Origin of the sequence: Nocardia jejuensis NBRC 103114 (assembly GCF_001613145.1) — a bacterium.
GTDB lineage: Bacteria > Actinomycetota > Actinomycetes > Mycobacteriales > Mycobacteriaceae > Nocardia > Nocardia jejuensis.
The window spans coordinates 21,617-43,828 of record NZ_BDBU01000037.1; the positions used below are offsets into that span (position 1 = coordinate 21,617).

Annotated in this window: 21 protein-coding genes and 1 tRNA gene; 13 read left to right on the forward strand and 9 right to left on the reverse strand. The window is 66.9% G+C overall.

Annotation, left to right across the window (positions count from 1 at the left end; all coding sequences use genetic code 11):
• Positions 1 to 34 precede the first annotated feature (34 nt).
• From NJ1_RS27135 to NJ1_RS27145, 3 genes are all read left to right on the forward strand, one after another.
• Positions 35 to 1,105 carry a Glu/Leu/Phe/Val dehydrogenase dimerization domain-containing protein gene (locus NJ1_RS27135; RefSeq protein WP_067699422.1) on the forward strand — a complete coding sequence of 357 codons (1,071 nt, stop codon included), beginning with the start codon at positions 35 to 37 and terminating at the stop codon, positions 1,103 to 1,105.
• Between the two features lie 37 nt (positions 1,106 to 1,142).
• Positions 1,143 to 2,630, forward strand: coding sequence for an amino acid permease (locus NJ1_RS27140; protein WP_067699424.1), 1,488 nt, complete (start codon positions 1,143 to 1,145; stop codon positions 2,628 to 2,630).
• Positions 2,631 to 2,726: 96 nt separating this feature from the next.
• Complete coding sequence (locus NJ1_RS27145; protein WP_067699426.1) at positions 2,727 to 4,286, forward strand: FAD-binding oxidoreductase; 1,560 nt, start codon at positions 2,727 to 2,729, stop codon at positions 4,284 to 4,286.
• Positions 4,287 to 4,354: 68 nt separating this feature from the next.
• Here NJ1_RS27145 and NJ1_RS27150 read toward each other — a convergent pair whose 3' ends face one another.
• The 3 genes from NJ1_RS27150 to NJ1_RS27160 all read right to left on the reverse strand — a co-directional run bounded on the left by NJ1_RS27150 (position 4,355) and on the right by NJ1_RS27160 (position 7,091).
• Positions 4,355 to 5,188 carry a cyclase family protein gene (locus NJ1_RS27150; RefSeq protein ID WP_067699428.1) on the reverse strand — a complete coding sequence of 278 codons (834 nt, stop codon included), beginning with the start codon at positions 5,186 to 5,188 and terminating at the stop codon, positions 4,355 to 4,357.
• A gap of 87 nt (positions 5,189 to 5,275) precedes the next feature.
• Positions 5,276 to 6,292, reverse strand: coding sequence for an alpha/beta hydrolase (locus NJ1_RS27155; RefSeq protein WP_067699430.1), 1,017 nt, complete (start codon positions 6,290 to 6,292; stop codon positions 5,276 to 5,278).
• Between the two features lie 100 nt (positions 6,293 to 6,392).
• Positions 6,393 to 7,091 (reverse strand): hypothetical protein, encoded by a 699-nt coding sequence (locus tag NJ1_RS27160; RefSeq protein WP_067699432.1) that lies wholly within the window; start codon positions 7,089 to 7,091, stop codon positions 6,393 to 6,395.
• A 273-nt stretch (positions 7,092 to 7,364) separates the two neighbouring features.
• On the opposite strand from NJ1_RS27160, the gene NJ1_RS27165 reads away from it, so the two are divergent.
• The 3 genes from NJ1_RS27165 (at position 7,365) to NJ1_RS27175 (ending at position 9,299) form a co-directional block, all read left to right on the forward strand.
• Positions 7,365 to 8,162 carry a VOC family protein gene (locus NJ1_RS27165; protein WP_067699434.1) on the forward strand — a complete coding sequence of 266 codons (798 nt, stop codon included), beginning with the start codon at positions 7,365 to 7,367 and terminating at the stop codon, positions 8,160 to 8,162.
• A 10-nt stretch (positions 8,163 to 8,172) separates the two neighbouring features.
• Positions 8,173 to 8,820: a cyclase family protein gene (locus tag NJ1_RS27170; protein ID WP_084478906.1), complete on the forward strand. Its 648-nt coding sequence runs from the start codon at positions 8,173 to 8,175 to the stop codon at positions 8,818 to 8,820.
• 161 nt (positions 8,821 to 8,981) lie between these two features.
• Positions 8,982 to 9,299: a hypothetical protein gene (locus NJ1_RS27175; RefSeq protein WP_067699436.1), complete on the forward strand. Its 318-nt coding sequence runs from the start codon at positions 8,982 to 8,984 to the stop codon at positions 9,297 to 9,299.
• Between the two features lie 98 nt (positions 9,300 to 9,397).
• Here NJ1_RS27175 and NJ1_RS27180 read toward each other — a convergent pair whose 3' ends face one another.
• The gene (locus tag NJ1_RS27180; RefSeq protein ID WP_067699438.1) at positions 9,398 to 10,621 is read right to left on the reverse strand and encodes a L,D-transpeptidase; all 1,224 of its coding nucleotides are present in this window, start codon (positions 10,619 to 10,621) and stop codon (positions 9,398 to 9,400) included.
• Positions 10,622 to 10,960: 339 nt separating this feature from the next.
• Here NJ1_RS27180 and NJ1_RS27185 point away from each other — a divergent pair.
• Positions 10,961 to 11,033: transfer RNA gene (locus tag NJ1_RS27185), tRNA-Lys, on the forward strand.
• A 94-nt stretch (positions 11,034 to 11,127) separates the two neighbouring features.
• Here the strand turns inward: NJ1_RS27185 and NJ1_RS27190 are convergent.
• Positions 11,128 to 11,700: an N-acetyltransferase gene (locus tag NJ1_RS27190; RefSeq protein ID WP_067699440.1), complete on the reverse strand. Its 573-nt coding sequence runs from the start codon at positions 11,698 to 11,700 to the stop codon at positions 11,128 to 11,130.
• Between the two features lie 524 nt (positions 11,701 to 12,224).
• Here NJ1_RS27190 and NJ1_RS27195 point away from each other — a divergent pair.
• The gene (locus NJ1_RS27195) at positions 12,225 to 12,425 is read left to right on the forward strand and encodes a helix-turn-helix transcriptional regulator (protein WP_067699442.1); all 201 of its coding nucleotides are present in this window, start codon (positions 12,225 to 12,227) and stop codon (positions 12,423 to 12,425) included.
• Complete coding sequence (locus tag NJ1_RS27200) at positions 12,422 to 13,612, forward strand: type II toxin-antitoxin system HipA family toxin (protein ID WP_067699444.1); 1,191 nt, start codon at positions 12,422 to 12,424, stop codon at positions 13,610 to 13,612. Before NJ1_RS27195 ends, NJ1_RS27200 begins: the two co-directional genes overlap by 4 nt.
• Positions 13,613 to 13,785: 173 nt before the next feature.
• On the opposite strand, the gene NJ1_RS27205 is transcribed toward NJ1_RS27200, so the two are convergent.
• Entirely contained in the window at positions 13,786 to 14,232 is a 447-nt protein-coding gene (locus NJ1_RS27205; protein WP_067699446.1) for a nitroreductase/quinone reductase family protein, read from the reverse strand.
• 56 nt (positions 14,233 to 14,288) lie between these two features.
• A complete protein-coding gene (locus tag NJ1_RS27210) occupies positions 14,289 to 17,561 on the reverse strand; it encodes an ATP-binding protein (protein WP_067699449.1) in 3,273 nt (1,090 codons plus the stop codon).
• 54 nt (positions 17,562 to 17,615) lie between these two features.
• Between NJ1_RS27210 and NJ1_RS27215 the strand changes: the two genes are divergently transcribed.
• Positions 17,616 to 18,290 (forward strand): hemerythrin domain-containing protein, encoded by a 675-nt coding sequence (locus NJ1_RS27215; RefSeq protein ID WP_245717604.1) that lies wholly within the window; start codon positions 17,616 to 17,618, stop codon positions 18,288 to 18,290.
• Between the two features lie 90 nt (positions 18,291 to 18,380).
• Here NJ1_RS27215 and NJ1_RS27220 read toward each other — a convergent pair whose 3' ends face one another.
• Positions 18,381 to 18,584, reverse strand: coding sequence for a cold-shock protein (locus NJ1_RS27220; RefSeq protein ID WP_067699451.1), 204 nt, complete (start codon positions 18,582 to 18,584; stop codon positions 18,381 to 18,383).
• A gap of 513 nt (positions 18,585 to 19,097) precedes the next feature.
• On the opposite strand from NJ1_RS27220, the gene NJ1_RS27225 reads away from it, so the two are divergent.
• On the forward strand, positions 19,098 to 20,579 hold the full coding sequence (locus tag NJ1_RS27225; RefSeq protein WP_218025269.1) for an alpha/beta fold hydrolase: 1,482 nt from the start codon (positions 19,098 to 19,100) through the stop codon (positions 20,577 to 20,579).
• 127 nt (positions 20,580 to 20,706) lie between these two features.
• On the opposite strand, the gene NJ1_RS27230 is transcribed toward NJ1_RS27225, so the two are convergent.
• Positions 20,707 to 21,081, reverse strand: a complete 375-nt coding sequence (locus NJ1_RS27230; RefSeq protein ID WP_067699453.1) for a cupin domain-containing protein — start codon at positions 21,079 to 21,081, stop codon at positions 20,707 to 20,709.
• An 81-nt stretch (positions 21,082 to 21,162) separates the two neighbouring features.
• On the opposite strand from NJ1_RS27230, the gene NJ1_RS27235 reads away from it, so the two are divergent.
• Positions 21,163 to 21,609 (forward strand): MarR family winged helix-turn-helix transcriptional regulator, encoded by a 447-nt coding sequence (locus NJ1_RS27235; protein WP_067699455.1) that lies wholly within the window; start codon positions 21,163 to 21,165, stop codon positions 21,607 to 21,609.
• 251 nt (positions 21,610 to 21,860) lie between these two features.
• Positions 21,861 to 22,178 carry a hypothetical protein gene (locus NJ1_RS27245; RefSeq protein WP_067699460.1) on the forward strand — a complete coding sequence of 106 codons (318 nt, stop codon included), beginning with the start codon at positions 21,861 to 21,863 and terminating at the stop codon, positions 22,176 to 22,178.
• The last annotated feature ends 34 nt before the right edge of the window (positions 22,179 to 22,212 follow it).

Below are 22,212 nucleotides of genomic sequence, written 5' to 3' on the forward strand. Positions count from 1 at the left end.
CCGCGGCATCCAGGAAGGACACATTGTGACCGCAATGCACACCGACACAGGGGTTTTCGGACGCTCGCACGAGCTGAGCTCCCGACGCCACGAACAGGTCGTGTTCTGCGAGGACGACAGAACCGGACTGAAGGCGATCATCGCCATCCACTCCACCACGCTGGGGCCGGCGCTGGGCGGCACCCGGTTCTACCCGTACGCGCGGGAATCGGAGGCGCTGCAGGACGCGCTGCGGCTGTCCTGGGGCATGACCTACAAGGCCGCGGCGGCGGGCGTGACGCTCGGCGGCGGCAAGGCCGTCATCATCGGCGATCCGGCGGTGGACAAGACCCCGGAACTGCTCGCCGCGTACGCGCGTTTCGTGGAAACCCTCGGCGGGCGGTACATCACGGCCGGCGACGTCGGCACGAACACCGACGACCTGGACATCATCGGCCGCCACACCGGCTACGTGACCGGCCGCAGCACCGCGGCGGGCGGCTCCGGCGACAGCGCCCGGCTGACCGCGCTCGGCGTGTTCAACGCCATGCGCGCCGGAGCCGAATCGGTGTGGGGCACAGCCTCACTGGCGAAGCGCACGGTCGGAGTGGAGGGCGTCGGCAAGGTCGGCCGCGAGCTGATCGACCTGCTGCTCGCCGACGGCGCGGAGGTCTGCGTGTCGGACGTGAACGACGCCGCCCTGCAGCTGGTTTCGCAGTGTCATCCCTCGGTGCGCCTGCTGAGTTCGGTCGCCACCGCACCTGTGGACGTGTACGCGCCCTGCGCCATGGGCGGCACCCTGACCACAACCAGCGCCGACGCCATCGAGGCCACGCTGATCTGCGGAGCCGCGAACAACCAGCTCGCGAATCCCCTTGTGGAGCAGGCGCTCACCGAGCGCGGCATCACCTGGATCCCGGATTTCGTCGCCAATGCGGGCGGCCTGATCCAGGTGGCCGGCGAGCTGCGCTCTGCCGCCCCGGCCGAGGTCGAATCCGACGTGGCAGGCATCTTCCCGCGTTGCCGCAACATCATCACCGCCGCCCGGGCCGAGGGAATCGGCACCGGAGCCGCGGCGAACCGGTTCGCCGAGCGTCGCCTGGACGCCATCCCGCGATCGATCTGACAGCGCCGAAAGTGTCGAAGAGGAGACCCCAGTGGCGATGACGAACAGCGGATTGTTCCGCACCAAATCAGTCGAACAATCCATCCGCGATACCGACGATCCCGATTCCAAGCTCCGCAAGGATCTGACGGCCAAGGACCTCACCGTCTTCGGTGTCGCGGTGGTCATCGGTGCGGGCATCTTCACCCTCACCGCGCGCACCGCGGGCTCGGTGGCGGGCCCGTCGGTCTCACTGGCCTTCGTGTTCGCGGCGATAGCCTGCGGATTGACCGCCCTGTGCTATGCCGAGTTCGCATCGACGGTGCCGGTCGCGGGCAGCGCGTACACCTACGCGTACGCCACCTTCGGCGAACTCATCGCGTGGATCATCGGCTGGGATCTGATCCTGGAGTTCGCGTTGGCGGTGTCGGTGGTGGCCAAAGGGTGGTCGCAGTATCTGGGTGAACTACTCGGCGGTCAGGCGACCGTTGTCGGACTGGGGTCTCTCCGCTTCGATTGGGGCGCGGTGGCGATCATCGCGGTGGTCGGAACCCTGCTGGCCACCGGAACCAAACTGTCCTCCCGGGTGTCGGCGGTCGCGGTGGCCATCAAGCTGGCCGTGATCGGGCTGGTTCTCGTGGTCGGCGCGACCTACTTCAAGGCCTCGAACCTGACTCCGTTCGTGCCGCCCGCGCAGCCCTCGCAGCACGCCGAAGGAGTGCGGCAGTCACTGTTCGCCTGGCTCACCGGTTCCGGCGGCACCAGCTTCGGCTGGTTCGGCTTGCTCTCGGCCGCGAGCCTGGTGTTCTTCGCGTTCGTCGGTTTCGATGTCGTGGCCACCACCGCCGAGGAAACCCGCAATCCGCAGCGCGACGTCCCGCGCGGGCTGTTCGGCTCGCTGGCCATCGTCACGGTGCTGTACGTCGCGGTCTCCCTGGTGCTGACCGGCATGGTCTCCTACACCCAGCTCTCGGACGGAAATGCCACCCTGGCAACGGCTTTCGCGATCCACGGCGACACCTGGGTGAAGAACATCATCTCCGTCGGCGCGATCGCGGGCCTGTCCACCGTGGTGATGGTCATGTATCTGGGCCAGACCCGGATCCTGTTCGCCATGGCGCGGGACGGTTTGCTGCCGCGCAACCTCGCGCGCACCGGAGCCAACGGAACCCCGGTGCGCCTGACCGTCATCGTCGGCGTCGTGTGTGCCCTGCTCGCCGGTTTCGTCGACTTCGGCACCCTGGAGGAGATGGTCAATATCGGCACCCTGGTCGCATTCGTCCTGGTCGCGGTCGGCGTGCCGATCCTGCGTCGCTCCCGGCCGGATCTGAAGCGCGGATTCCGGGTTCCGTTCGTCCCGCTCATCCCGATTCTCGCCGCGCTGGCGTGTCTGTGGCTGATGCTCAATCTCTCCATCGAGACCTGGCTGCGGTTCGTCATCTGGATGGCACTGGGCGCGATCGTCTACTACGTCTACGGCCGCAAGCATTCGGTGCTGCGGCAGCAGACGACGTCGGACCCGCGGCAGGCACTCGCGGTCGACTGAACGGTACGGATGGTTGCCGGTGCTCCGTTTCGCGCACCGGGCGGTGGATGGCTACTGTTCGACGCGCACGCGCCGGCAACTGTTCTGGGGGAGTTCATGGTTTTGTCTCGTCGCCGTTTCCTCGCCGTCGGTGCGATCGGGGCGGCGGCGAGCACCGTGGGACCACCACTCGCGAGTGCGGCGGAACCGGCCGTTCTGCACCCGGGCGACAGCGGTTTCACCACGCTCGCCCGGCGCGGCTACAACGACCGGTTCGTCGCGAGCCCACAGCGGATCTTCGTGCCCACTACCACCGAAGAGGTCCGGGTGGCGGTGGAACGATCGGCCTCGGAGGGACTGCGGATCGCGGTCCGCTCGGGGGGACACGGGTTCACCGACTTCGTCGACAACGATCGAACCCGGTCGATCATCGATATGCACCGGATGGGCGCGGTGTCCTGGGACCAGGACCACCGCGCCTTCTCCGTGGACGCCGGCGCCGATCTCGGCGAGCTCTACGAGCGGCTGAACCGCTGGGGCGTCACGGTTCCCGCGGGCATCTGCAAGGGCGTCGGCACCGGCGGACACGTGAGCGGCGGCGGATACGGCCCGCTCTCGCGGCGACTCGGGCTGGTGGTCGATCATCTGTACGGCCTGGAGATCGTCACCGTCGACGGCGGCGGCAGGGCCTCGACCGTGCTCGCCACCAAGGACGGCCCGAACGCGGACCTGTGGTGGGCGCATACGGGCGGCGGAGGCGGAAATTTCGGGGTGGTGACCCGCTATCTGCTGCGCTCACCGGCGGCCGAGAGCGCGGATCCGGCTGCGGCGCTGCCGAAACCGCCCGGCAGCATGCTGAGCACTCGCCTCACCCTGCCGTTCGCCACCGAGGAATCCTTCGTCCGCTTCGTCGGCAACTACCTCGCCTTCTTCGCCGAGCACGGTGCGCCCGGGGATCCGTTCGCGGGGCTGTACGCGCCGCTGCATCTCAAACCGGGTCTGACCGGATCCGATGTGCTGGTCCTGCTCGACGGCGACCACCCCGATGCCCGGCGCCGGCTCGACGAGTTCGTCGCCGCGCTGTCCGAGGGTGTGCTTCCCGCGCCGATCGCGATGCCCGCGACGCAGGCCTCCTACGCCGACACCGTCTCGAATGTGTACTACGCCAAGGGAATGCCCGGCTTCCGGGTCAACGTCAAATCCGCGTACCTGCGCACGGCGTACTCGACCGACCAGCTGCGCGTGCTCTACCGCTACCTGTCCGACCTGCGCTTCGTCGGCGAATCACAGGTGGAATTCCTGCCTTTCGGCGGTGCGGTCAATGCGGTGGCGGCCGATGCCACCGCCATGCCCGCGCGCGATTCGTTCGTGAAGATGCTGATCCACGCCGCGTGGTACGAGCCCGCCGACGACGACCGGTTCGTGACGTGGTCCCGGGAGATGTACCGCGAGCTCTACGCCGAGACCGGGGGTGTGCCGGTGCCGAACGAGTCCAACGGCGGCAGCTACATCAATTATCCCGATCCGGATCTGGCCGATCCGGCCTGGAACACCTCCGGGGTGCCGTGGCACGCCTTCTACTACGGCGCGAACTACGAGCGGCTGCGCGGCATCAAGGCGCAGTGGGATCCGAATACCCTTTTCCAGCATCGGCTTTCGATCGACCGCCCGGCCTGATCCGCCGCCCGGCGGGATCGACCCCGCCCTGCCTGATCGACCCCGCCCTGCCTGATCGACCGCGCCGTTCAGGTCAGCGCGAACACGCGGCAGGGACCGCCGGTGCCGCCCGCGTGTGTGGGCGCGCCCACGACCACGCGCGCACCCGACGGCGGCACCTGCCCTAGGTTCGCGAGCATCTCCACCCCGTACCGCCCCGCGCCGAGAATCGCGGTGTGCGCGCCGAAGTCACGGCTCGCCGATTGATCCAGGCTCAGCGTGTCGACACCCGCGCCGACGATTCCGCGTTGCGACACCAGGTATTCCGCCGCCTCCGGCGCGAATCCCGGTGCGTGCGGGCGCCCTTCACCGTCCAGGTTCAGGAAGCTGCCCGCGTCACCGAGCCGTCGTTCCCATCCCGAGTACATGGCGACGAACGCGCGTTCGGGAATTCGGCCGTGCGCCCGTTCCCACTCCTGGATATCCGAGACCGTCAGCACCGCATCGGCATTCGCCGCCGCGCGCGCGGAGACATCGATGACGACCAGCGGAGCCACCAGATCCCGCGCGTCGATCCGGTCCACGGACGCCCCGTCGCGAACCCGATGCAGGGGCGCGTCGATGTGCGTACCGGTGTGTTCCCACAGCACCAGCGCGTTCTGGCCGAAGCCGCCCCGATCGTGCCAGGCCACCGGCACCATCGTGAACGGCGTGTTCCCCGGCCAGATCGGCAGGTCGGGTGTCAGGGCATGGGTGAGATCGACGACCTGCCCGGACTCGACCGGAGCCGCCTGCGCCACAGTGGATCTCGCCGCCATCGCCGACACCGCACCGAGCCCGGCGGCGCCGAGCCACGCCCGCCGGGTCAGCGCTCGCGCCGGGGCGCTCTCGTGCGCGACCTGCACTATCCGCGGCGAACACATCTCGGCAGCCCCTCCCCTACGACCTCGGACCCGGAACCGGCCCGCCGGAACCACCGAGGCTTCGGGCCGGGCCGGTGCCCGAGCCTACTACCGAATCGCCGCCTCGATGCTCGGCCAGGACTGATGCAGCGCGTCCTGCCAGTACCGCCAGGAATGCGTTCCGGTGGGCCGGAATTCGATATCGGCGGGGATCCCCAGCTCGTTCAGCCGATCCGCGAGCCGATGTGTGCACAGATTGGTCGCCGCTTCGATGACGCCGCCGAGCACGATCTGATTGGCCAGGGTCCCGGCCTGCCCGCCCACGAGGGGGTTGGCCAGGGTGTCCTCGGAACCGGGCAGGCCGCTGGAGCTCGAGATGTAGAGGGTTTTGCCGCGCAGCTGATCGGCGTGCAGCACGGCGTCGTTGCGCGCCCAGTCCGGATCGTCGTCCTCACCCCACATATTGCGGGGATCGGCATCACCGCGTTCGAGCACGAGTTTGATGTAGGACCGGCTCAATTGGTCCGTGGTGGAGGCGCATCCGCTGTAGGACGCGACGGCCCGGTAGCGATCGGGGGCCGCGATCGCCAGGTTGAGCACCGAGCTCGCCGCCATCGAGATGCCGCCGATGGCATTGACGCCCGAGGTGCCCAGTGCCTCGTCGATGATCGGCGGCAGCTCCCGGGTCAGAAAGGTCGTCCACTTGTTGCGGCCGAGCTTCGGGTCATCGCGCTGCCAGTCGGTGTAGTACGAGAATGCGCCGCCCAGTGGCGTCACCACATTCACGTTCTTGTCCGCGAAGAATTGCACGATATCGGTTTGGCGATGCCAGTTCGCGACATCCTCGCCACCGCCCGCGCCATTGAGCAGATAAAGCGTCGGGCGGGGTTCACTGCGATCGAACGGCGTGATCACCTGAAGCATGATGACGCGATCCATGGACTCGGAATAGACGTGGAGTATCTGTTCGCGCTGCCCGGCTCGATCGATGAAGACGAGCTGGGATCCGGTCGGCTCGGCAGCGGCCACGCCGGGAGAAATGGCTGCCGCGAACAATAGTGCGAGGCAGGTGACAATCGTCGCCGGGGTCGGCAGTGCGCGGGTGAACCACGTTCGGGTGAACATCAGTGTCGTTCCTCGTCGATTTCGGCCGGGCGGAGCGGCCGGCCGCCCGTGCCGAGGTTCGGGCACGAGCGGCCGGCCGGGACCGGTGATCCGGACTTGCTCAGCTGCCGAGGAACTTCTTCAGCACGTCGGACAGGACGTCGCTGAACGAACCCGTCGAGCTGAGCTGGCCGTCGGAGGAGCCGAGGCCGTTGTTGCCCAGGCTGCCCAGCAGCGACTCACCGGCGTTCGCGCCGCGCGCGGTGAAACACGAAGTCAGATTGGGCAATTCGTTGCTGACACCGACGGTGCCGGCCACACCGACGCCACCGCTGGTGATCTGCTGTCCGGCCTTGAGGTCACCCGGAACCGGGTAGGTGATGTTGAGGGTCACCGGGTTGCCGGAGTTGACGAACCATCCGGTGCTGGTGACCTTCCAGCCGCCCGCGTTGGGCACGGCGGTGACGTCCTCGGTGCGCTGCCCGGTGCCCGCGTGATAGGCGGTGACCGAGGTCTTCACCGGTGCGCCGAATCCCGTCGGCGGGAAATCGGTGATGGTGTTCACGTAGGGGTTACCGATACCGGTGGTGCCGACCACGATCTTGTAGGTCACCGTGGTTCCGGCGCCGATGGACTCGGCATTGGCGATCTTTTCGTAGGTATGCGTGATACCGACGGTGCTGATGTCTTTCTTCGTGTCGTAACTCCGCACGGCACAGGCCGAGTCGGCGGACGCGATTCCCGCACTCAGAACGCTCAACCCCGCAGAAGCCAACGAAACCGACGCCACGAGCGCCGTCATCCGATGAGTCCGGAACATTTTTCTCCTTCAGCGTCCCGGAGGTGATCCGGGACTGATAACGCGTACCGAGCTTCTGCGGATCTCGGGGGCGGTGTGGTCCACCCGGGCTCAAAGTAAACAGGTGTAACTGGTCGCACGTCCAAGGAATCGAAAAATTGGTTTCGCCGCCGAGTCTCGTCGCATTCCGGCCACAACCGGCCGTACCCGGCGCCCGCCGCCCAGGCTTCTGATTAGCTGGTCCCGCGTCATCGGGATCCATCGCGTGCAGGACACACGACAGGAGACAAGGCAATGCCCACTCGTGACAGCGCTTGGCCACAGGGAACACCCTGCTGGGTGGATTGTTCGGTCGATGATCCGGCGGCAGCCCGCGACTACTACTCCCGCCTGCTGGGCTGGGAGATCCTCGACAGTCCGCCGGAGGCGGGCGGGTATCTGATGGCCATGTCGAACGGCAGGCCCGCCGCCGGAATCGGCCCCAAGATGGGCAATGTCGCCATGCCCTCGGTGTGGACCACCTACCTCGCGGCCGACAGCGCCGACGCGGTCGCGGGCTCGATCACCGCCGCCGGCGGCGCGGTCTACATGCCGCCCTTCGATGTGCTCGACGTCGGGCGCATGAGTATCGCGGCCGATCCGGGCGGAGCCGTGTTCGGACTGTGGGAAGCCAAGGCGCACACCGGCGCCGGGGTCTACAACGAACCCGGCGCGTACTGCTGGAACGAGCTGCACACCGGGCAGTACACGCCGTCGCAGGAGTTCTACCGCAGCGTCTTCGGCTGGTCGTTCACCGAGATCGGCGACGGGCAGAACTTCGTCTACTCCACCTTCGCCGTGCCCGGCGGCTCGGAAACCGCGGGCGGACTGATGGATTCGAGCCTCCTGCCCGGCGAGACCCCGCCCTACTGGCTCACCTGGTTCCAGGTCGACGGCCTCGACGCCGCGCTGGGCAAGGCCGTCGAACTCGGCGGCACGAGCATGATGGGCCCGGACGACAGCCCGTTCGGCCGAATGGGCGTCGTGCAGGGACCACAGGGCGAGGTCTTCGGACTCATCGATCCGAACGTCGTCGTGGGCGCGGGCCGGTAGCGTACGCATCGTGCTCCTCGTCGATCTGTCGGTGCCGCTGCGCAGCGGTATGCCCGTCTACCCGGGCGATCCGCAAGTCGTGATCGAACCCGCGCTGCGAGTGCGCACCGACGGGGTGAACGTGCTGCACCTGGATCTGGGTTCGCAGACCGGGACGCATGTGGACGCACCGAGGCATATCGACGACGCGCTGCCCGCGCTGGACGCTCTGCCCCTGGATCGATTCGTCGGCCCGGCCGTCGTGGTGGACGCGCGCGGTCTCGCGCCGCGCGCCGCGATCGGCCGGGACCGGTTCGAGGGCAGGGTGCGGGCCGGGCACATCGTTCTGATCGCCACCGGATGGTCGCGGCACTGGGGTAGCGACGCGTACCTCGAGCATCCGCATCTGACTCCGGAGGCGGCGACCTATCTGGTCGATTCGGGCGTTCGGACCGTCGGCATCGATGCCCTGAGCGTCGATCCGACGCCCGCTCACGAGATTCCGGTGCATCGAATCCTGTGCGGCGCGCACGCGGTGATCGCGGAGAACCTGACCGCCCTGGAGACCCTGCTGGCCGCACAACACGCAGTTCATCGCATTGAAGCAACCCTGCTGCCGCTCAACATCCCGGGCGCGGACGGAGCTCCGGTGCGAGCTATCGCTCGCATCGGACTGTGACGGGTTCGTCATCGTTTCACAAGTTGTGGCGCAACGCACTCGATCTTCGTAGACTTCACCCGACACAGGCGGGCATCGGGGACCGCCGCTCCGTGCTCGATCAGAAAGACCTTCTTGTGAAACGTAGTGCCGTCTCGACATTCCTACTGGCAGCAGCCATCATGACCGCTGCCCCCGCCGTGGCCTCCGCAGATATCTACCTGACGGACGCCGCCGCGGTACCCACGGACAACACCGACCCGATGCAGGCCGCGGTGTCGTTCTCCGCGGGCACCGGGTCCGGATCGGACTCGGTGAAGTCCGGCAGCGCGGGCGGGCTGGCGACCACCGGCTCCACCGGCACCGGCTCCTTCGGCCTGCCGAACCTGGACAAGATGCTCTTCGGAAATTTCAAGACCCTGTGCCTGGTCACCGGAAGCGTGATGCCCATCTCGGGCGAGGCCAGCTTCGGCTGCGGACAGGTCCCGTCCCCGATCTGAGGCGCGACCACCCCGCTTAGCTTCGATCGAGCAGAAGGAGGGGCACCAGCTACCCGCTGGTGCCCCTCCTTCATGCTTTGTGCGGTCGTGCCTCGCGGCTAGCGGTTGTCGTCCGCGTTGCCGGCCTTCCACTGCTCCCACGGGATGTTCCAGTCGCCCAGTCCGTCGACGCCGGGCAGGATCGGACCGACCGTGTTCTTGACGATGGTGATGTCACCGCGCTTCACGTTGTCGTACACCCACTTGGCGTTCTCCGGGCTCAGGTTCAGACAGCCGTGGCTGGTGTTGCTCGACCCCTGCGCGCCCACCGACCACGGCGCGGAGTGGAAGAAGATGCCGGAGTACGAGATTCGCGTCGCCCAGTCGACCGGAGTCTTGTAACCCTGCGGCGAGTTGACGGCCACGCCGTAGGTCGACGAATCCATGATGATCTTGTCGAACTTGTCGCCGACGATGTAGACGCCGTTGTTCGTGGGCGCGCTGTCCTTGCCCATCGAGGTCGGCATGGTTCGAACCACCTGACCGTTCATCTCGACGGTCACCATCTTGGTGTTGTCGTCGGCGGTGAAGATGGTGGACTCGCCCACGGTGAAGTTGGAGGTGATATCCGAATCACCGACCAGGCCGTTGCCCAGATCCTTGCCGTAGGTGTTCACCGCGATGTCGACCTTGGTGCCGGGAGCCCAGTAATGCTCTGGGCGCCACCGCACTTCGCGATTGTTGACCCAGTAGAACGCACCCTCCACCGCGGGCGTGGTGGTGATTTTGATCGCGGCCTGAGCGGCCTTGCGATCCGGGATGTTCTCGTCGAACTGCACGGCCACCGGCTGCCCGATGCCGACGACCTCGTTCTCGGCCGGCAACAGGTACGGGTGCGTGCGATTGTTCGGCGAAATCGTGGTGAAACTCATAGTGCTGTTGGCGGCGCCACCCAGGCCGATCGCGTCCACGCTCAGCTTGTAGGTGCGCCCGAATCCCAACTGCTCGCCCAACTTCCAGGACCGGCCGTCCGCGGCCAGCTGTCCCGGAACCTGCTTGCCCTCCGGATTGGTCAGGGCCACATTGGTGATCTGACCGTCCTCGACCTTCAGGGTCAGGTCGTTCGGGGCGACGCCCTTGTCGCCGTCCTTGATCGGTGCGATCAGCTTCGGCTTCACCAGCTCGCTGATCGGATTGGAATCGATTGCGACCGAAGAGGAGTCGGAGGACCCCGATGAGCAGCCGGTCAGCGCTAGCGCCACCACCGACACAGCCGCCACAGCTCCCAGCCATCCTCGCGAACGACGCCGCGTCGAACGGCGCCGGCCCAGACCATCGCTCATTGCAACCCCACTTCATGTCTCGTGCGTATCCGGCCACCGAGGACTTCGGCCCCGACCACACCTGCCCGACCAGCCACGCCCACGGGGGTCCGGTCGAGACCACGCATCGCTCATTCTGCCAGGAACGAACCCCAACCAACGACCAACGCGTCGCCCCCGCAGGGCTCGAACGGTTCATCCGTTCCGGCCCCCGATCTGTTAACACCCCGCCCCAACTCCCCCACCCGCACCAAAAACACAGCCCAACCAGGCGATTTCACTTTCTGCGGGTATCCCTGTTAATGTTTCTTCCGCACCGCAGAGCAGCCGAAACCGCAAGGAACCGGCCAGCTGGCACAGGCGCCATTAGCTCAATTGGCAGAGCAGCTGACTCTTAATCAGCGGGTTCGGGGTTCAAGTCCCTGATGGCGCACAAAAGAAAGCCCCTCTCACCAGCGATAAGCTGGAACGAGAGGGGCTTTCTTCGTCCGAACTACGCACGGTGTGTCGGTACGGTCGAGCTGCGGTCATCCGAGCGGCTCGCGAATCAACACATCGAACACCGGAGCCTTCGGCCAGTCCGGTGTGAGCGCGCCCACACGGCGCCAACCCCATTTCAGGTAGGCGCGATATGCCCTCCCGTTGTCCGACTCGACCAGCAGTGTCGCCCGCTGTTCAGCCCTTCCCCTCAGGAGTTCATCCTGCAGCGGCCGAGCTACATCGCGGCCGGCATATTCCGCGCACACCATGATCTCGCTGAGCGCGAAAGTGCGAGAGCCGGTCTCGGTGGTGAACTCCGTGAGATCCCCCGAGTCCAGGCGCCGCCCTTCCCACCAGCGCGCGTTGCGCTGCAGTGGCCAGCCCCACGCCTGCCCGGCGGCATTGCCATCGACGCAGGCGAACACGAGCGCGAATCCCTCACCACGACCGGTGTACGCGTCGAACCGCCGCATGAATTCAGCGGGTGAGTCGAAGGGGTCCCCGGAAGCGATGGCCTCCACATAGGAGCGGATGTATATGTCCTCCACGACATCTCGCTGTTCGCGCGCCTGTGAGGCCGTGAGGTGATCGAACGTCAAACCCGTGAGCGGGTTGGTCATGCGGTGATGGCTTTCTGTGCGAGTGCGTCGAACTGGTTGCGGAAGTCACTTGCCGATGAAGTTGTTGGGCGGCCTGCCGGATCGGTGCCATGACCCGGAGAGTACGAGTCGAGGACACCTCGGCGAGATCAGCCAGGACCGGCATGCTCTCGGCCACTGTGCCTGCGAGGTCACCGATTTGGGCGCGAGCCGTCGCGGACCAGGCGCGCAGGTGAACCACGTTGCGGGTGCCCGCATGCCGTTCAGCGGCCGCCCGGTACAGCTCGACCGACCGGGCGTGGTCGCCGATGTCGCCGGACCCGCGGGCCTCGTGCCCGCCGATTTCGGAGGCCGTCGGCACCATCGAACGAACTCCGCATCGACCTCCATCGGCGATATCCTGCCGATTTCCCCCTTACCGGCTGCGGAACGTAGGTGAAATCGATGGGATCGGCAATATTCTGCCGATTTGGGCTATGGTTAAGGTAGCCTGATTGAATCCGCGCTACATCGGCAGAATACTGCCGGTTTATGGAGGTGATGCGATGACCGTGGTATCGAGCATCGGGGATGCCATTCACGCGGCTCGCCGCCGTCATCGTCTGACGCAGGAGCAGTTGGCGGAGCTGGCGGGCACCTCCACGCGCACGGTGCGCGAGATCGAGCACGGCAGCGGCTCGACGAGTATCGCCACCGTCGCCATCGTGGCCGACGTACTCGGACTCACCCTGGGTGTCGTCGGTTGAAGGATCTCGAGGAGCTTCGGCGGGTTGCCCGAGCGGATGTATACAAGGCTGGTCAGCGCGCCGCTGTGCTGCAGCGGACAGCGGAGGGTGGGACCGAATTTCGCTACCGGAAGGACTATCTCGCCGACTCCGGGACGCCTGTAGCCACCACGCTCCCGCTCGGCCCGGATCCGGTGCGCAGCATCGCCGGCGCGGTGCCGCCCTTCTTCGAAGGTCTTCTGCCCGAAGGACATCGGCTCACGGTGTTGCAGCGTGCGGTCAAGACCAGCATCAACGATGAGTTGAGCCTGCTGCTGGCGGTGGGGAACGATGTGCCCGGGGATGTGCAGATCATCCCTGCCGATCAGTCACTCACCGATATACCGCCATTGGTCGAGGGAGGCTCACTCGACGAACTCGAGTTCGCACGATTCGTGGACGAAATCGATACCCATGCGCTGCCGGGAGTGCAGCGCAAAGCCAGCGCGTCGATGATCAGCGTGCCGTTCTCGGCTCGGGACGGGCGGTTCATTCTGAAGCTCTCGCAACCGGAGTACCCCCATCTGGTGGAGAACGAAGCGGCGCATCTGACAGCGGCGAGGCTGATGAAGATCCCTGTAGCCGAGGCGAATCTGGTGACCGACCGCATCGGCGACACCGGACTGCTGGTACGGCGATTCGATCGGGTGCGCGAGAGTCAGACGTGGCGACGCTTGGCGTTCGAGGATGCGACACAGGTACTGGGCTTACCCCCGGCGTCGAAGTATCAGCCCGATGCGGCCACCGTGGTCGACGCGCTCGCGCAGATCTCCGAGGCTCCGACAGTGGCTCGCCGAAACCTGTACTTGCAGTTTCTCTTTGCCTGGCTCACCGGAAACGGTGACCTACACGCGAAGAACGTCGGTGTGGTCGAGGGGCCCGGCGGGAAATGGGGTGTCGCACCGATATTCGATATTCCGTGCACGCTGGTCTACGGAGATGACTCGATGGCACTGCCGATCTCCGGCCGAACCCGCAAGCTACGCGCCCGTGATTGGGCTGCGTTCGCCGCAGAGATCGGACTTTCCGAGCGAGCCGCGGTTTCCGCGCGCACTGTCGCACTCCGAGCGGCCGTGGCAGTCGACTATGCCGCCCTGCCGTTCTCTGGATCGCCCATGCACCAAACCGAGCGCGAACTGCGTTGGCGGCGCGCCGAACTCGGCCGCTGAGGGCTGAATCGAGCGAATCCTGAACGCCGCCACGTCAAGGCCAGGCGCTGATGTTCGCGCCGAAGCTACGTTGTCGGACTCGACGAGCAGTGTCGCCCGCTGTTCGGTTCTCCCGCGCAAGAATTCGTCCTGCAGTGGCCGGGTCCGGCGGTTAGCTCCGGCGTTCCGGGCGGTTACGGGCGTTGGGTGTCGCAGTGGGGGGTCAGGGCGATCAGGGGGATGGTTCGCGTTGTCATCTTCTGGTAGTCGGCATAGCCGGGATGGGCTGCGACGACGTCGGGCCAGAGGGCGTTGCGCTCGGTCGGAGACAGGACGCGCGCGGTCATGGGCCGATCGGGGCCCTGTCCGCGGGACACTCGAACGGTGGGAGTCGCGCGCAGGTTGTGCAGCCATGCCGGGTCGGTGGGATCGCCGCCGCGTGAGGCCACGACGACGATCGTGTCCCCGTCGATGATGGGTGCGGTGAGGATGACGGCGTGGGGGCGACCGGATTTGCGGCCGATGGTGGTCAGGCGGATCGTCGGCATGCCCTTGAAGGTGGTGCCGAGGGTTCCGCCACTGAGCCTGATCACTGCGCGGTGGAGGGTGTTGACGGTCTTGAGCTGACGGTCGGTCGGCATGGCGGCGCTCCTTCTGCTGGATGATGCTCGATCTGCCATCAACCTTCCGGGCGCGACTAGTGATCGACTTGTAAACCGATGCGGTTGCGCGCGGCGGCGATCCACTCTCGGCATCCGCAGCGGCGCGCCAGTACCGCGGCGGCGGCGTAGTGCTCAGCCGCGAGATCCCGTCTGCCGAGCAGCGCCGCGAGGTCGCCGAGCACGATGTCGACCGGTCCGACAGCGTGCGCGCCGGTATCCGCACCGGCGATCTGGCCGGAGTAGGTGCGCAACTGCCGGTACACCTGCTCGGCCTCGGCGCGTTGTTCCAAGCCCACCACAGCCATGCCTCGCACGGTGAGAAAGAGCGAACGGAAGAAGTCGTTGCGCAGCGGGCGGCGCGCCCGAGCCGCCGCCTGCGCACCGGGCCGGTCACCGATTTCCAACAGCGCCAACACGAACGGGTCGACGACCAGATCGTTGCCCGAGGTGTCGATCTGCTCGAACATCTCGGTGAACAGCGGCGCGAATTCACCGATCCGGCCCTGGGTGAGGCGGATACTGACCAGAGCGATCAGCAGATTGCCGTCCGAATCGAAAACCTCATAGCGCGTGAACAATTCGTGAGCATGCCGGTAATGCTGTTCCGCCGCTTCGAGATCCCCGGTCAGGTGCGCGATCATGGCGCGGCCCATGATGTTCGCGGCTTGAGCCTGACGCCAGTGGTAGCGGTCGGCCAGCAGCGTCGCGGCCGCGAGTTCGGCATTCGCGCGGTCCACATCGCCGCGCGCCGCGGCGACCTGAAGTGCGGCGTTGCGGCCGATCAGCGCGAAGGCGGGAAGATCGTTGTCCGCACCGAGGCCGATCAGCTCCGAGGCGAGCCTGTCACGATCGGCGAGGGGAATCGACGTGTCGTACACGGATGTTCGGGCCTGTAACGCCAACCCCAGCAGGCCGGGATCGCTCAGTCCTCGGGCCAGTACCTCCGCTTCCTCGGCTGCCTCGCGCGCTCGCTCGTGCACTTCTCCACCGATCTCGCGAACCAGCGAGACCAGAAGACGGCAGCGCGCCCGCGGCGTCAGCTCGCGTGTGCGCAGCGCGTCCTCGATGCACGAGACCACACGCATATCGACGGAACCGTATGCGCGATTCAGCCAGGGAGTCGGCGTATCCCACGCGGTGAGCGCCTCGACGCGCAACTCGGCTGTATCGGCTGCGGACACTGCCCGATCGCGGGCATCGCGGGCCGATAGTCCGGCACCCGCGGCGAGGTAGCTGCGGCTCATGCGCGACAGCGCGCCGACCCGCTCGGCAGCGGTGCCGGGGATCCGTTCCAGCGCGAGAGCGACGCGGCCGTAGCTCTCGGCGGCGGCGTCGTGGGCGAATCGGTGCTCGGCCTGTTCGGCTGCCGCGAGCGCATAGTCGGCGGCCCGCCGTGCCGTCGCCGCGGTGAGCGACTCTCCGAAATGGTGTGCGAGGGCGGAGAGATCGTCCGGCCGAGCCCGCTCGATCGACTCGGCGACACGCAGCTGCCAGCGGCGGCGGCGGGTGCGGGACAGGTCACCGAGCAGAGCGTCGCGAATGAGCGCGTGCGTGAACCGCGCGTGCTCGGCGCCAGGTTCCTCGAGCAGTCCGGCGAGCACACCGGCCTCCACCGCATCGAGCACCTCACCCTCACCGATCTCGGCCGCGCCGATCAGCACCTCGATGTCGAATTCGCGCCCGATCACCGCCGCCAGGCGCAAGACCGACACGCTGACCTCCGGAAGTCGCGCGAAGCGCCGGCGCAACACGTCACGCACGCCCTGCGGCACCTCCGACGTCGCCACGAGCGCGCCCTCACTGGCCAGCAGACGAGCACTTTCGGTGAGGTAGAAGGGATTCCCTCCGGTGCGCTCGGCCAGGGCCTCGATCGTCGCCCGGTCGGAAATCTGTCCCGCGACCGACCGGACCAGGATCGCCGCATCGTCGAAATCCAAGCCGCGCAAGCTTATTCGCGCCGCCGTCACAGTGGCCAGCGAGGCGAGCGCGTCCTCGAGTGGCGCCCCGATCTCGTCGGGGCGGTAGGCGATCACGATGAGGATCGACGCCGATTTCGCCACACTGGCGAGCAGGGTGAGAGTCTCCAGATCGCCGCGATGCAGGTCGTCGAGGAAGACGGCGAGCGGCTGCCGCTGGGCCGTGGCTTTCAGATACGCACCCACCGCACGATGCAGCAGAAAACGCCCGACCGACGCGTCGGCTATGGTGCGCCGGTCCGAGAGCAACGGCCCCAGAGGTTCGGCATAGTGGCCCGGATCGACCTCGGTGGTGAGCTCGCGCAGCGCTTCCACCCAGGCCCAGGCCGGGGGCGCGCCGTCCTCCTCGGGACAGCGGCCCATGATCACACGCCAGCCCTCGGACCTCAATTCGGTCCGAAAACGCTGCAGCAGAAGGGATTTTCCGCTTCCAGCCTCACCGATCACGGCCGCGACCCGGGGGGTGCCGCCGGCTCGCGCCGCGCGCCGCAGCTCATCCAGTTCCCTTGTCCGGCCCAGCAATTCGAAACGAGATTGGGCAGGGTGTTCGGTCGGTGACGGCAACGGCACCGGGGCCGGCAGATCGACGGGGATGCGTTGTGCCAGCAGATCGGCCTCGAGCTGGATCAGGGCGGGGCCAGGGTCGATGCCCAGTTGGTCCGCGAGTACGGCGCGGGCGGCACGCAGCGCGGCGAGCGCGTCCGCCTGCCGGCCCGCGTGGAATCGTGCCAGCGCCGAGATGCGCCAGGCCTCCTCGCGCAAAGGATGCGTGCTGGTCAGAGCATCCGCTTCCACCGCGGCGGTAGTCGGGTCACCGAGTTCGATCAGGGTCGCCGCCAGTTGCTCTCGTGCCGCCAGGCGTAGTTCCTCGAGTCGGTTCGCCTCCGGGCGCGCCCACGACTCATCGCTGAACTCGGCGAACGCCGGGCCGTGCCAGCGGCCGAGCGCCTGCTCCAGGATGCGTCGGCGCGCTACGGGATCCTCTGGCGCACTGCGCAGTTCGGACTCGAATTGCCAGGCGTCCACAGCCTCGGGGGCCACGCGCAGCGCGTATCCCGGCGCCTGGCTCACCAGCACGGTGGCCGGCGTGCGAGGGAGCCGGTCCGGTTCCAGCAGCTTGCGCAGGTGCGAAATGTAGGCCTGCAGTGTGCCGAGTGCGCGCGTCGGCGGCTCTCCGCGCCAGAGATCGTCGATCAGCCGGTCGACCGGCACGACCGCGCCGCGGGCAACGAGTAGCAGGGTGAGCACACCGCGCTGGCGGCGACCGCCGAGATCGACGCTGCCACGTCCGGTCTGTGCGGCCAGCGAACCGAGCACCTGAATCCGCACCATGGCGGCAGATTCTATTGCAAGTGCCCTACAAGTGGATCGGTCCACAGTGGGGTCATGAACGCCACGCCCCAGACCGCCGAACGCCCCGATACCGCCGACATGGTGCTCGTGCACCGCGCCTTCCGTCGCCATTTCGACGCCCTGCCCGCCCTGGTCGGCGGTGTCGCCGACGGCGATACCACCCGTGCGCGCCGCCTCGTCGAGTTCCTCACCGAACTCGATACCGGCCTGCATCACCATCACTCCGCCGAGGACGAGCTGATGTGGCCACTACTGCTCGAGCGGGCTGAAACCGACGGCGCGCTGATTCTGCGAATGGAGGAACAGCATGAGCGGATCGCCGAACTGATCGCTCGCGCGGACCGTCACGCCGCGGAATTCGCCACAGCGGCGCATCCGCAGGTGCGCGAGCATCTCGTGGCCACACTGTCCGCGCTCGCCACCGCTCTCGACGAGCACATGACCGAGGAGGAGACCTTCGTCCTGCCACTCGCCGAACGCGTCATGACCGCGCACGAATGGGAGGCACTCGGGGAACGTGGCCGTGGCGCCGTGCCCAAGGATCGGCAGTTGGTCTTCCTCGGCTTCGTTCTGCAGGGGGTCCCGCATGCCGATCGCCGAAAGTTCCTCTCCGACATGCCGTTCGCCGCGAGAGTTGCCTGGCGCCTGCTCGGCCGCCGCGCCTTCGCCAAGGAGTACCGCTCGATCTACGGAACAGACCCGCAATAGCCCAGGCAATGCCGTCGAGGCCACACGCTGCACAAACGAAAAAAGCCTCGCACCGTCGGGGGTGCGAAGCTCTTCTCGAATCACGCTGTATCAGATAGCGCGGACGTCCTGGGCTTGCGGGCCTTTCTGGCCCTGCTCCACCGTGAACTCGACGCGCTGTCCCTCTTCGAGGGATTTGTAACCCGAGCCGCTCACGGCCGAGTAATGCACGAAGACGTCCGGGCCGCCTTCGTCCTGAGCGATAAAGCCGAAGCCCTTTTCACCGTTGAACCACTTCACACTGCCTTGAGTCATACTTTTACAACTTCTTTTCTGTAGACGAGTCGGGCAAATTTCTTGTAAAACGCCCGTCCTCGGTTTCCCCACTATGCCACGGATTGGCCTGCTTACCTGCCCGAACGGTGGAAGTGTGAGCCAACCGACAGTGATAGCAATTTGACGATTCCCATATTTTGCGCGCGCGGCCATTGCGGGTATCGGCGGCCCGAATCCCTCCCATCAGGGGTAATTCGCTATTTTTCGGATCCCGCCGGAGATTTCATTCCGACTTTGCGATCGATAACCTTTCGCGAGCGAAGTGCTATGCCTGTACCCGCCACTGTAGTTTTTGTGGAGCGGCGAATCAGGACACCGGCGGGCGCCCGGGATCGACCCCGGCCGCTCCGCCCGAACCCGAACATCAGGGGCGAACGCCCGATGCACACGGCGTACCGGGCGGTCATGATCAAATGCTGTGTGATCGCGATCGAGAGGCGAGTTCTGTTGTTGGCGAGGGTTTTCCATCGGTCGGTTGCCACCCTGGTCACGGTGGCCGCGCTCACCGTTCCGATGAGCGCACCGGGGCGCGCGGAGCCGCCGCCGGCTCAGGCCGCTGGGATGGATCGGTTCTATCGGCAGCAGGTTCAGTGGGGTCCCTGCGGTATCGCGGGACTGGACGCGGCCGGCGGCGAATGCGCGGATGTGCTGGTGCCGGTGGACTATTCGACACCGGGTGGACGGACCACCACCGTCGCGATATCCCGGGTGCGGGCGGGAGATCCGGAGCATCGGCAGGGCGTGCTGCTGTCCAATCCTGGCGGGCCCGGCGCCGAGGGACGGGACAGTGTGGATCTGCTCGGGGATGTGCTGTCGCCGGAGGTGCTGGCGGGGTTCGATCTGATCGGGATGGATCCGCGCGGAGTCGGGGACTCGGGGCGCAGCGGGCGGTGCGGGTGGCCGGTGGGCGAGATGATCCGGTCGGCGGGGCTGGATGTGCTGGGTTTCGCGTACGACACGGTGCAGTCGGCGGGAATGGCGGCAGCCTGTTTGATTCGGGATCCGGAACTGCTGCGGCAGTTCACGACTCGCAATACCGCGCGGGATATGGATGTGGTGCGCGGGGTGCTCGGCGAGGAGAGGATCAGCTATTACGGGACGTCCTACGGGACGTATCTCGGGGCGGTCTACACCCAGATGTTCCCCGAGCGCAGCGACCGGTTCGTGCTCGACAGCGCGATCGATCCGGATCGCTACTGGGAGGGGCTGGTTCGGGACTGGGGACCGGCGGACGAACGGGCACTGGACGAGTGGGCGATATGGGCCGCGACGCGCGATGAGACCTATCGATTCGGAAGCACCCCGCAGCAGGTCCGGGGCACGATCGAACAATTGATCCGGGACGCCGCACGGCAGCCGATCGTGATGGACGGCTTCGGGATCGACGATCACTGGTTGCCGTTCCTGCTGCACGGGATGCTCATGAATTTCCGGCTCGACGCGGTCGCGGCCGACACCGTTCGGGAAATCGCCGACGCGGCGGGCGGCCCACCGGTCGCCGCCCGCACGCCTCGGCTGGCCGCGATTCTGCGAGCCCTTCGCGACGGCGAGAATTCGACGCTGGCCCAGATCGCGTGCGGTGACGCGAGCGTTCCGACCGACCTGGGCTGGTACTGGAACAACATCGAACAGAGTCGGGCGACCCAGCCGGTCTTCGGTGCGATGGCGAGCAATGTCGAACCGTGCGCCTTCTGGCCGCGACCGGTGGAAGCGCCCACGGTGGTGCGCAATTCGGTGCCCGCGTTGATCGTGCAGGCGACCGGAGATCCGCGCACGCCGTACGCGCACGGCATGCAGTTGCATCGGCATCTGGCGGAGTCCCGCTTGGTGACACTGCGGGATGTACGCATACACATGACATTCCGGCCGGAACTCAGCTCGTGCGTCAATGATTCGATCAACGGGTATCTCGTGAGCGGAGCACTTCCCGTGGACGATGTCAGCTGCGATCTCGATCCTGTGACGGTCGGCTGACGGGTTCTCCAGGGCGGGTTCCGGCACCGCTTCCTAGGCAGGCGGTACAGACGCGACGATGCGATGCACCGGTGGATCGGGTCCGAATCGCGCAGGCGGCGAGGACAATCCGCCGCGGCCGGTGCGGTCAGCTCACCCAGGGCGGGGTGATGATGGTGCCGTCCGACAGTTCCCCGGAGAAGCCGACCGGGGCGGTCACCATGACCGTCGCCGGTGCGCTGCTCGAATTGTCCAGTCGGATGGTGGACCCCGCCGGGGCGAAGGCCGCGTCACCCGGCTTCAGATCGGAGGTCTCCCCCGCGATCGTGAAGCGAATCTCTCCATCGAGCAGGACGAAGGCTTCTTCGCGCAGCACACGGTGCGCGACGCCCTCGGTGGCCGGGGAGATCTCCAGCTTCCAGATGCACAGTTCGGCGCTGCCCGCGCTGGGCCGAACCAGCGGCGTGAATCGGGAGCCGTGCATGTCGTGGACTTCGGCGGTGGCGGCGTTGATGAACGGCATCGGGCAACTCCTTATTGGTCAATCTTCTTGACTAATATAGTCAATCTTGTTGACTTGTCTGTCAAGTGCCAAGATTTGCCCATGCCTCCCTACGCCCAGGACCTGCCTTTGCTCCTCCTCGCGGCGGCGACGGAGGTCACCGACGCCATCCACCACGGAACCGTCGCCGCCGGGTTCACCGACATCCGGCCCACCCACGGCTTCGCATTCGTACGCATGGCCCCCGATGGCGCGACGGTCGTCGAGATCGCCGACCACCTCGGCGTTTCCAAGCAGGCGGCCAGCCAGATCGTCGACGAGCTCGTGAAAAAGGGTTACGCCGAACGCAATCCGCACCCGCGCGACGCCCGCGCCAAACTCATCACCCTCACCGAGCGCGGCTGGGCCTGCACCCGCGCCGCCGATGCCGCCGCGGCCCGTTTCACCGACCACTGGGCCGCCACCCTCGGCCCCGCGGCGGTCACCGACCTCCGCAATGCGCTGGCCCGAGTCGTCACACCGGGCCGAGTCCGCCCCGCCGCCTGGTGATCGCCGTGCGACAACCGGGCGGTTCGCCACCACCGGCCCGGGCGATCGATCAGCCGCGTTCGAGAGTGGCGGTGGCGTAGACCTTTTCGGTGCGGTGAGGGCGCGCGGGGCGGGTGTACATGCGGGCGGTGCCGGCACTGCGCGTGAGCCCGGATTGCGAAGTCCGGGGCCGGGATCCCACCCCGGTTCCTGTCACCCCGCTGCGGTAGGGTCGGGCCCGACAGAAGTCCTCTACCTGCGGGGTTGCGATCATGGCCGACTACGCGCACTCCGATCACGCCAGCCGCAGTCGCGAGGAGAAGGCGAAGCGGCTGGCGGGCTACATCTGGTCGCGCGCGATCACCAGCGCGGAACTGCTGGCGATGCCATCGGCGCAGCAGCGCAAGCTGGCCCGCGCGGCGGACACCAATCCGCCGAGCACCGAGGAGACCTGGACGGTCGTCGCCCGACTGCTGGACGAGAAGGATGCCTGGACGGCCCGCCACCCCGAGCACCCGGCCGCGACGCGCGAGCACCCCGACGAGAAGATCCTCTGGGTGAAGCCACCGGTCACACCCTGGCTGCGCTGACCCGACTCGGCACAGGGGCTTGACACGAAGAAAT

Bases quoted from the DNA above. Each gene is read 5' to 3' on its own strand.
- NJ1_RS27135 (WP_067699422.1), top strand. From the start codon at position 35: ATGCACACCGACACAGGGGTTTTCGGACGCTCGCACGAGCTGAGCTCC.
- NJ1_RS27140 (WP_067699424.1), top strand. From the start codon at position 1,143: ATGACGAACAGCGGATTGTTCCGCACCAAATCAGTCGAACAATCCATC.
- NJ1_RS27145 (WP_067699426.1), top strand. From the start codon at position 2,727: ATGGTTTTGTCTCGTCGCCGTTTCCTCGCCGTCGGTGCGATCGGGGCG.
- NJ1_RS27150 (WP_067699428.1), bottom strand. From the start codon at position 5,188: ATGTGTTCGCCGCGGATAGTGCAGGTCGCGCACGAGAGCGCCCCGGCG.
- NJ1_RS27155 (WP_067699430.1), bottom strand. From the start codon at position 6,292: ATGTTCACCCGAACGTGGTTCACCCGCGCACTGCCGACCCCGGCGACG.
- NJ1_RS27160 (WP_067699432.1), bottom strand. From the start codon at position 7,091: ATGTTCCGGACTCATCGGATGACGGCGCTCGTGGCGTCGGTTTCGTTG.
- NJ1_RS27165 (WP_067699434.1), top strand. From the start codon at position 7,365: ATGCCCACTCGTGACAGCGCTTGGCCACAGGGAACACCCTGCTGGGTG.
- NJ1_RS27175 (WP_067699436.1), top strand. From the start codon at position 8,982: ATGACCGCTGCCCCCGCCGTGGCCTCCGCAGATATCTACCTGACGGAC.
- NJ1_RS27180 (WP_067699438.1), bottom strand. From the start codon at position 10,621: ATGAGCGATGGTCTGGGCCGGCGCCGTTCGACGCGGCGTCGTTCGCGA.
- NJ1_RS27190 (WP_067699440.1), bottom strand. From the start codon at position 11,700: ATGACCAACCCGCTCACGGGTTTGACGTTCGATCACCTCACGGCCTCA.
- NJ1_RS27195 (WP_067699442.1), top strand. From the start codon at position 12,225: ATGACCGTGGTATCGAGCATCGGGGATGCCATTCACGCGGCTCGCCGC.
- NJ1_RS27205 (WP_067699446.1), bottom strand. From the start codon at position 14,232: ATGCCGACCGACCGTCAGCTCAAGACCGTCAACACCCTCCACCGCGCA.
- NJ1_RS27210 (WP_067699449.1), bottom strand. From the start codon at position 17,561: ATGGTGCGGATTCAGGTGCTCGGTTCGCTGGCCGCACAGACCGGACGT.
- NJ1_RS27215 (WP_245717604.1), top strand. From the start codon at position 17,616: ATGAACGCCACGCCCCAGACCGCCGAACGCCCCGATACCGCCGACATG.
- NJ1_RS27220 (WP_067699451.1), bottom strand. From the start codon at position 18,584: ATGACTCAAGGCAGTGTGAAGTGGTTCAACGGTGAAAAGGGCTTCGGC.
- NJ1_RS27230 (WP_067699453.1), bottom strand. From the start codon at position 21,081: ATGCCGTTCATCAACGCCGCCACCGCCGAAGTCCACGACATGCACGGC.
- NJ1_RS27235 (WP_067699455.1), top strand. From the start codon at position 21,163: ATGCCTCCCTACGCCCAGGACCTGCCTTTGCTCCTCCTCGCGGCGGCG.
- NJ1_RS27245 (WP_067699460.1), top strand. From the start codon at position 21,861: ATGGCCGACTACGCGCACTCCGATCACGCCAGCCGCAGTCGCGAGGAG.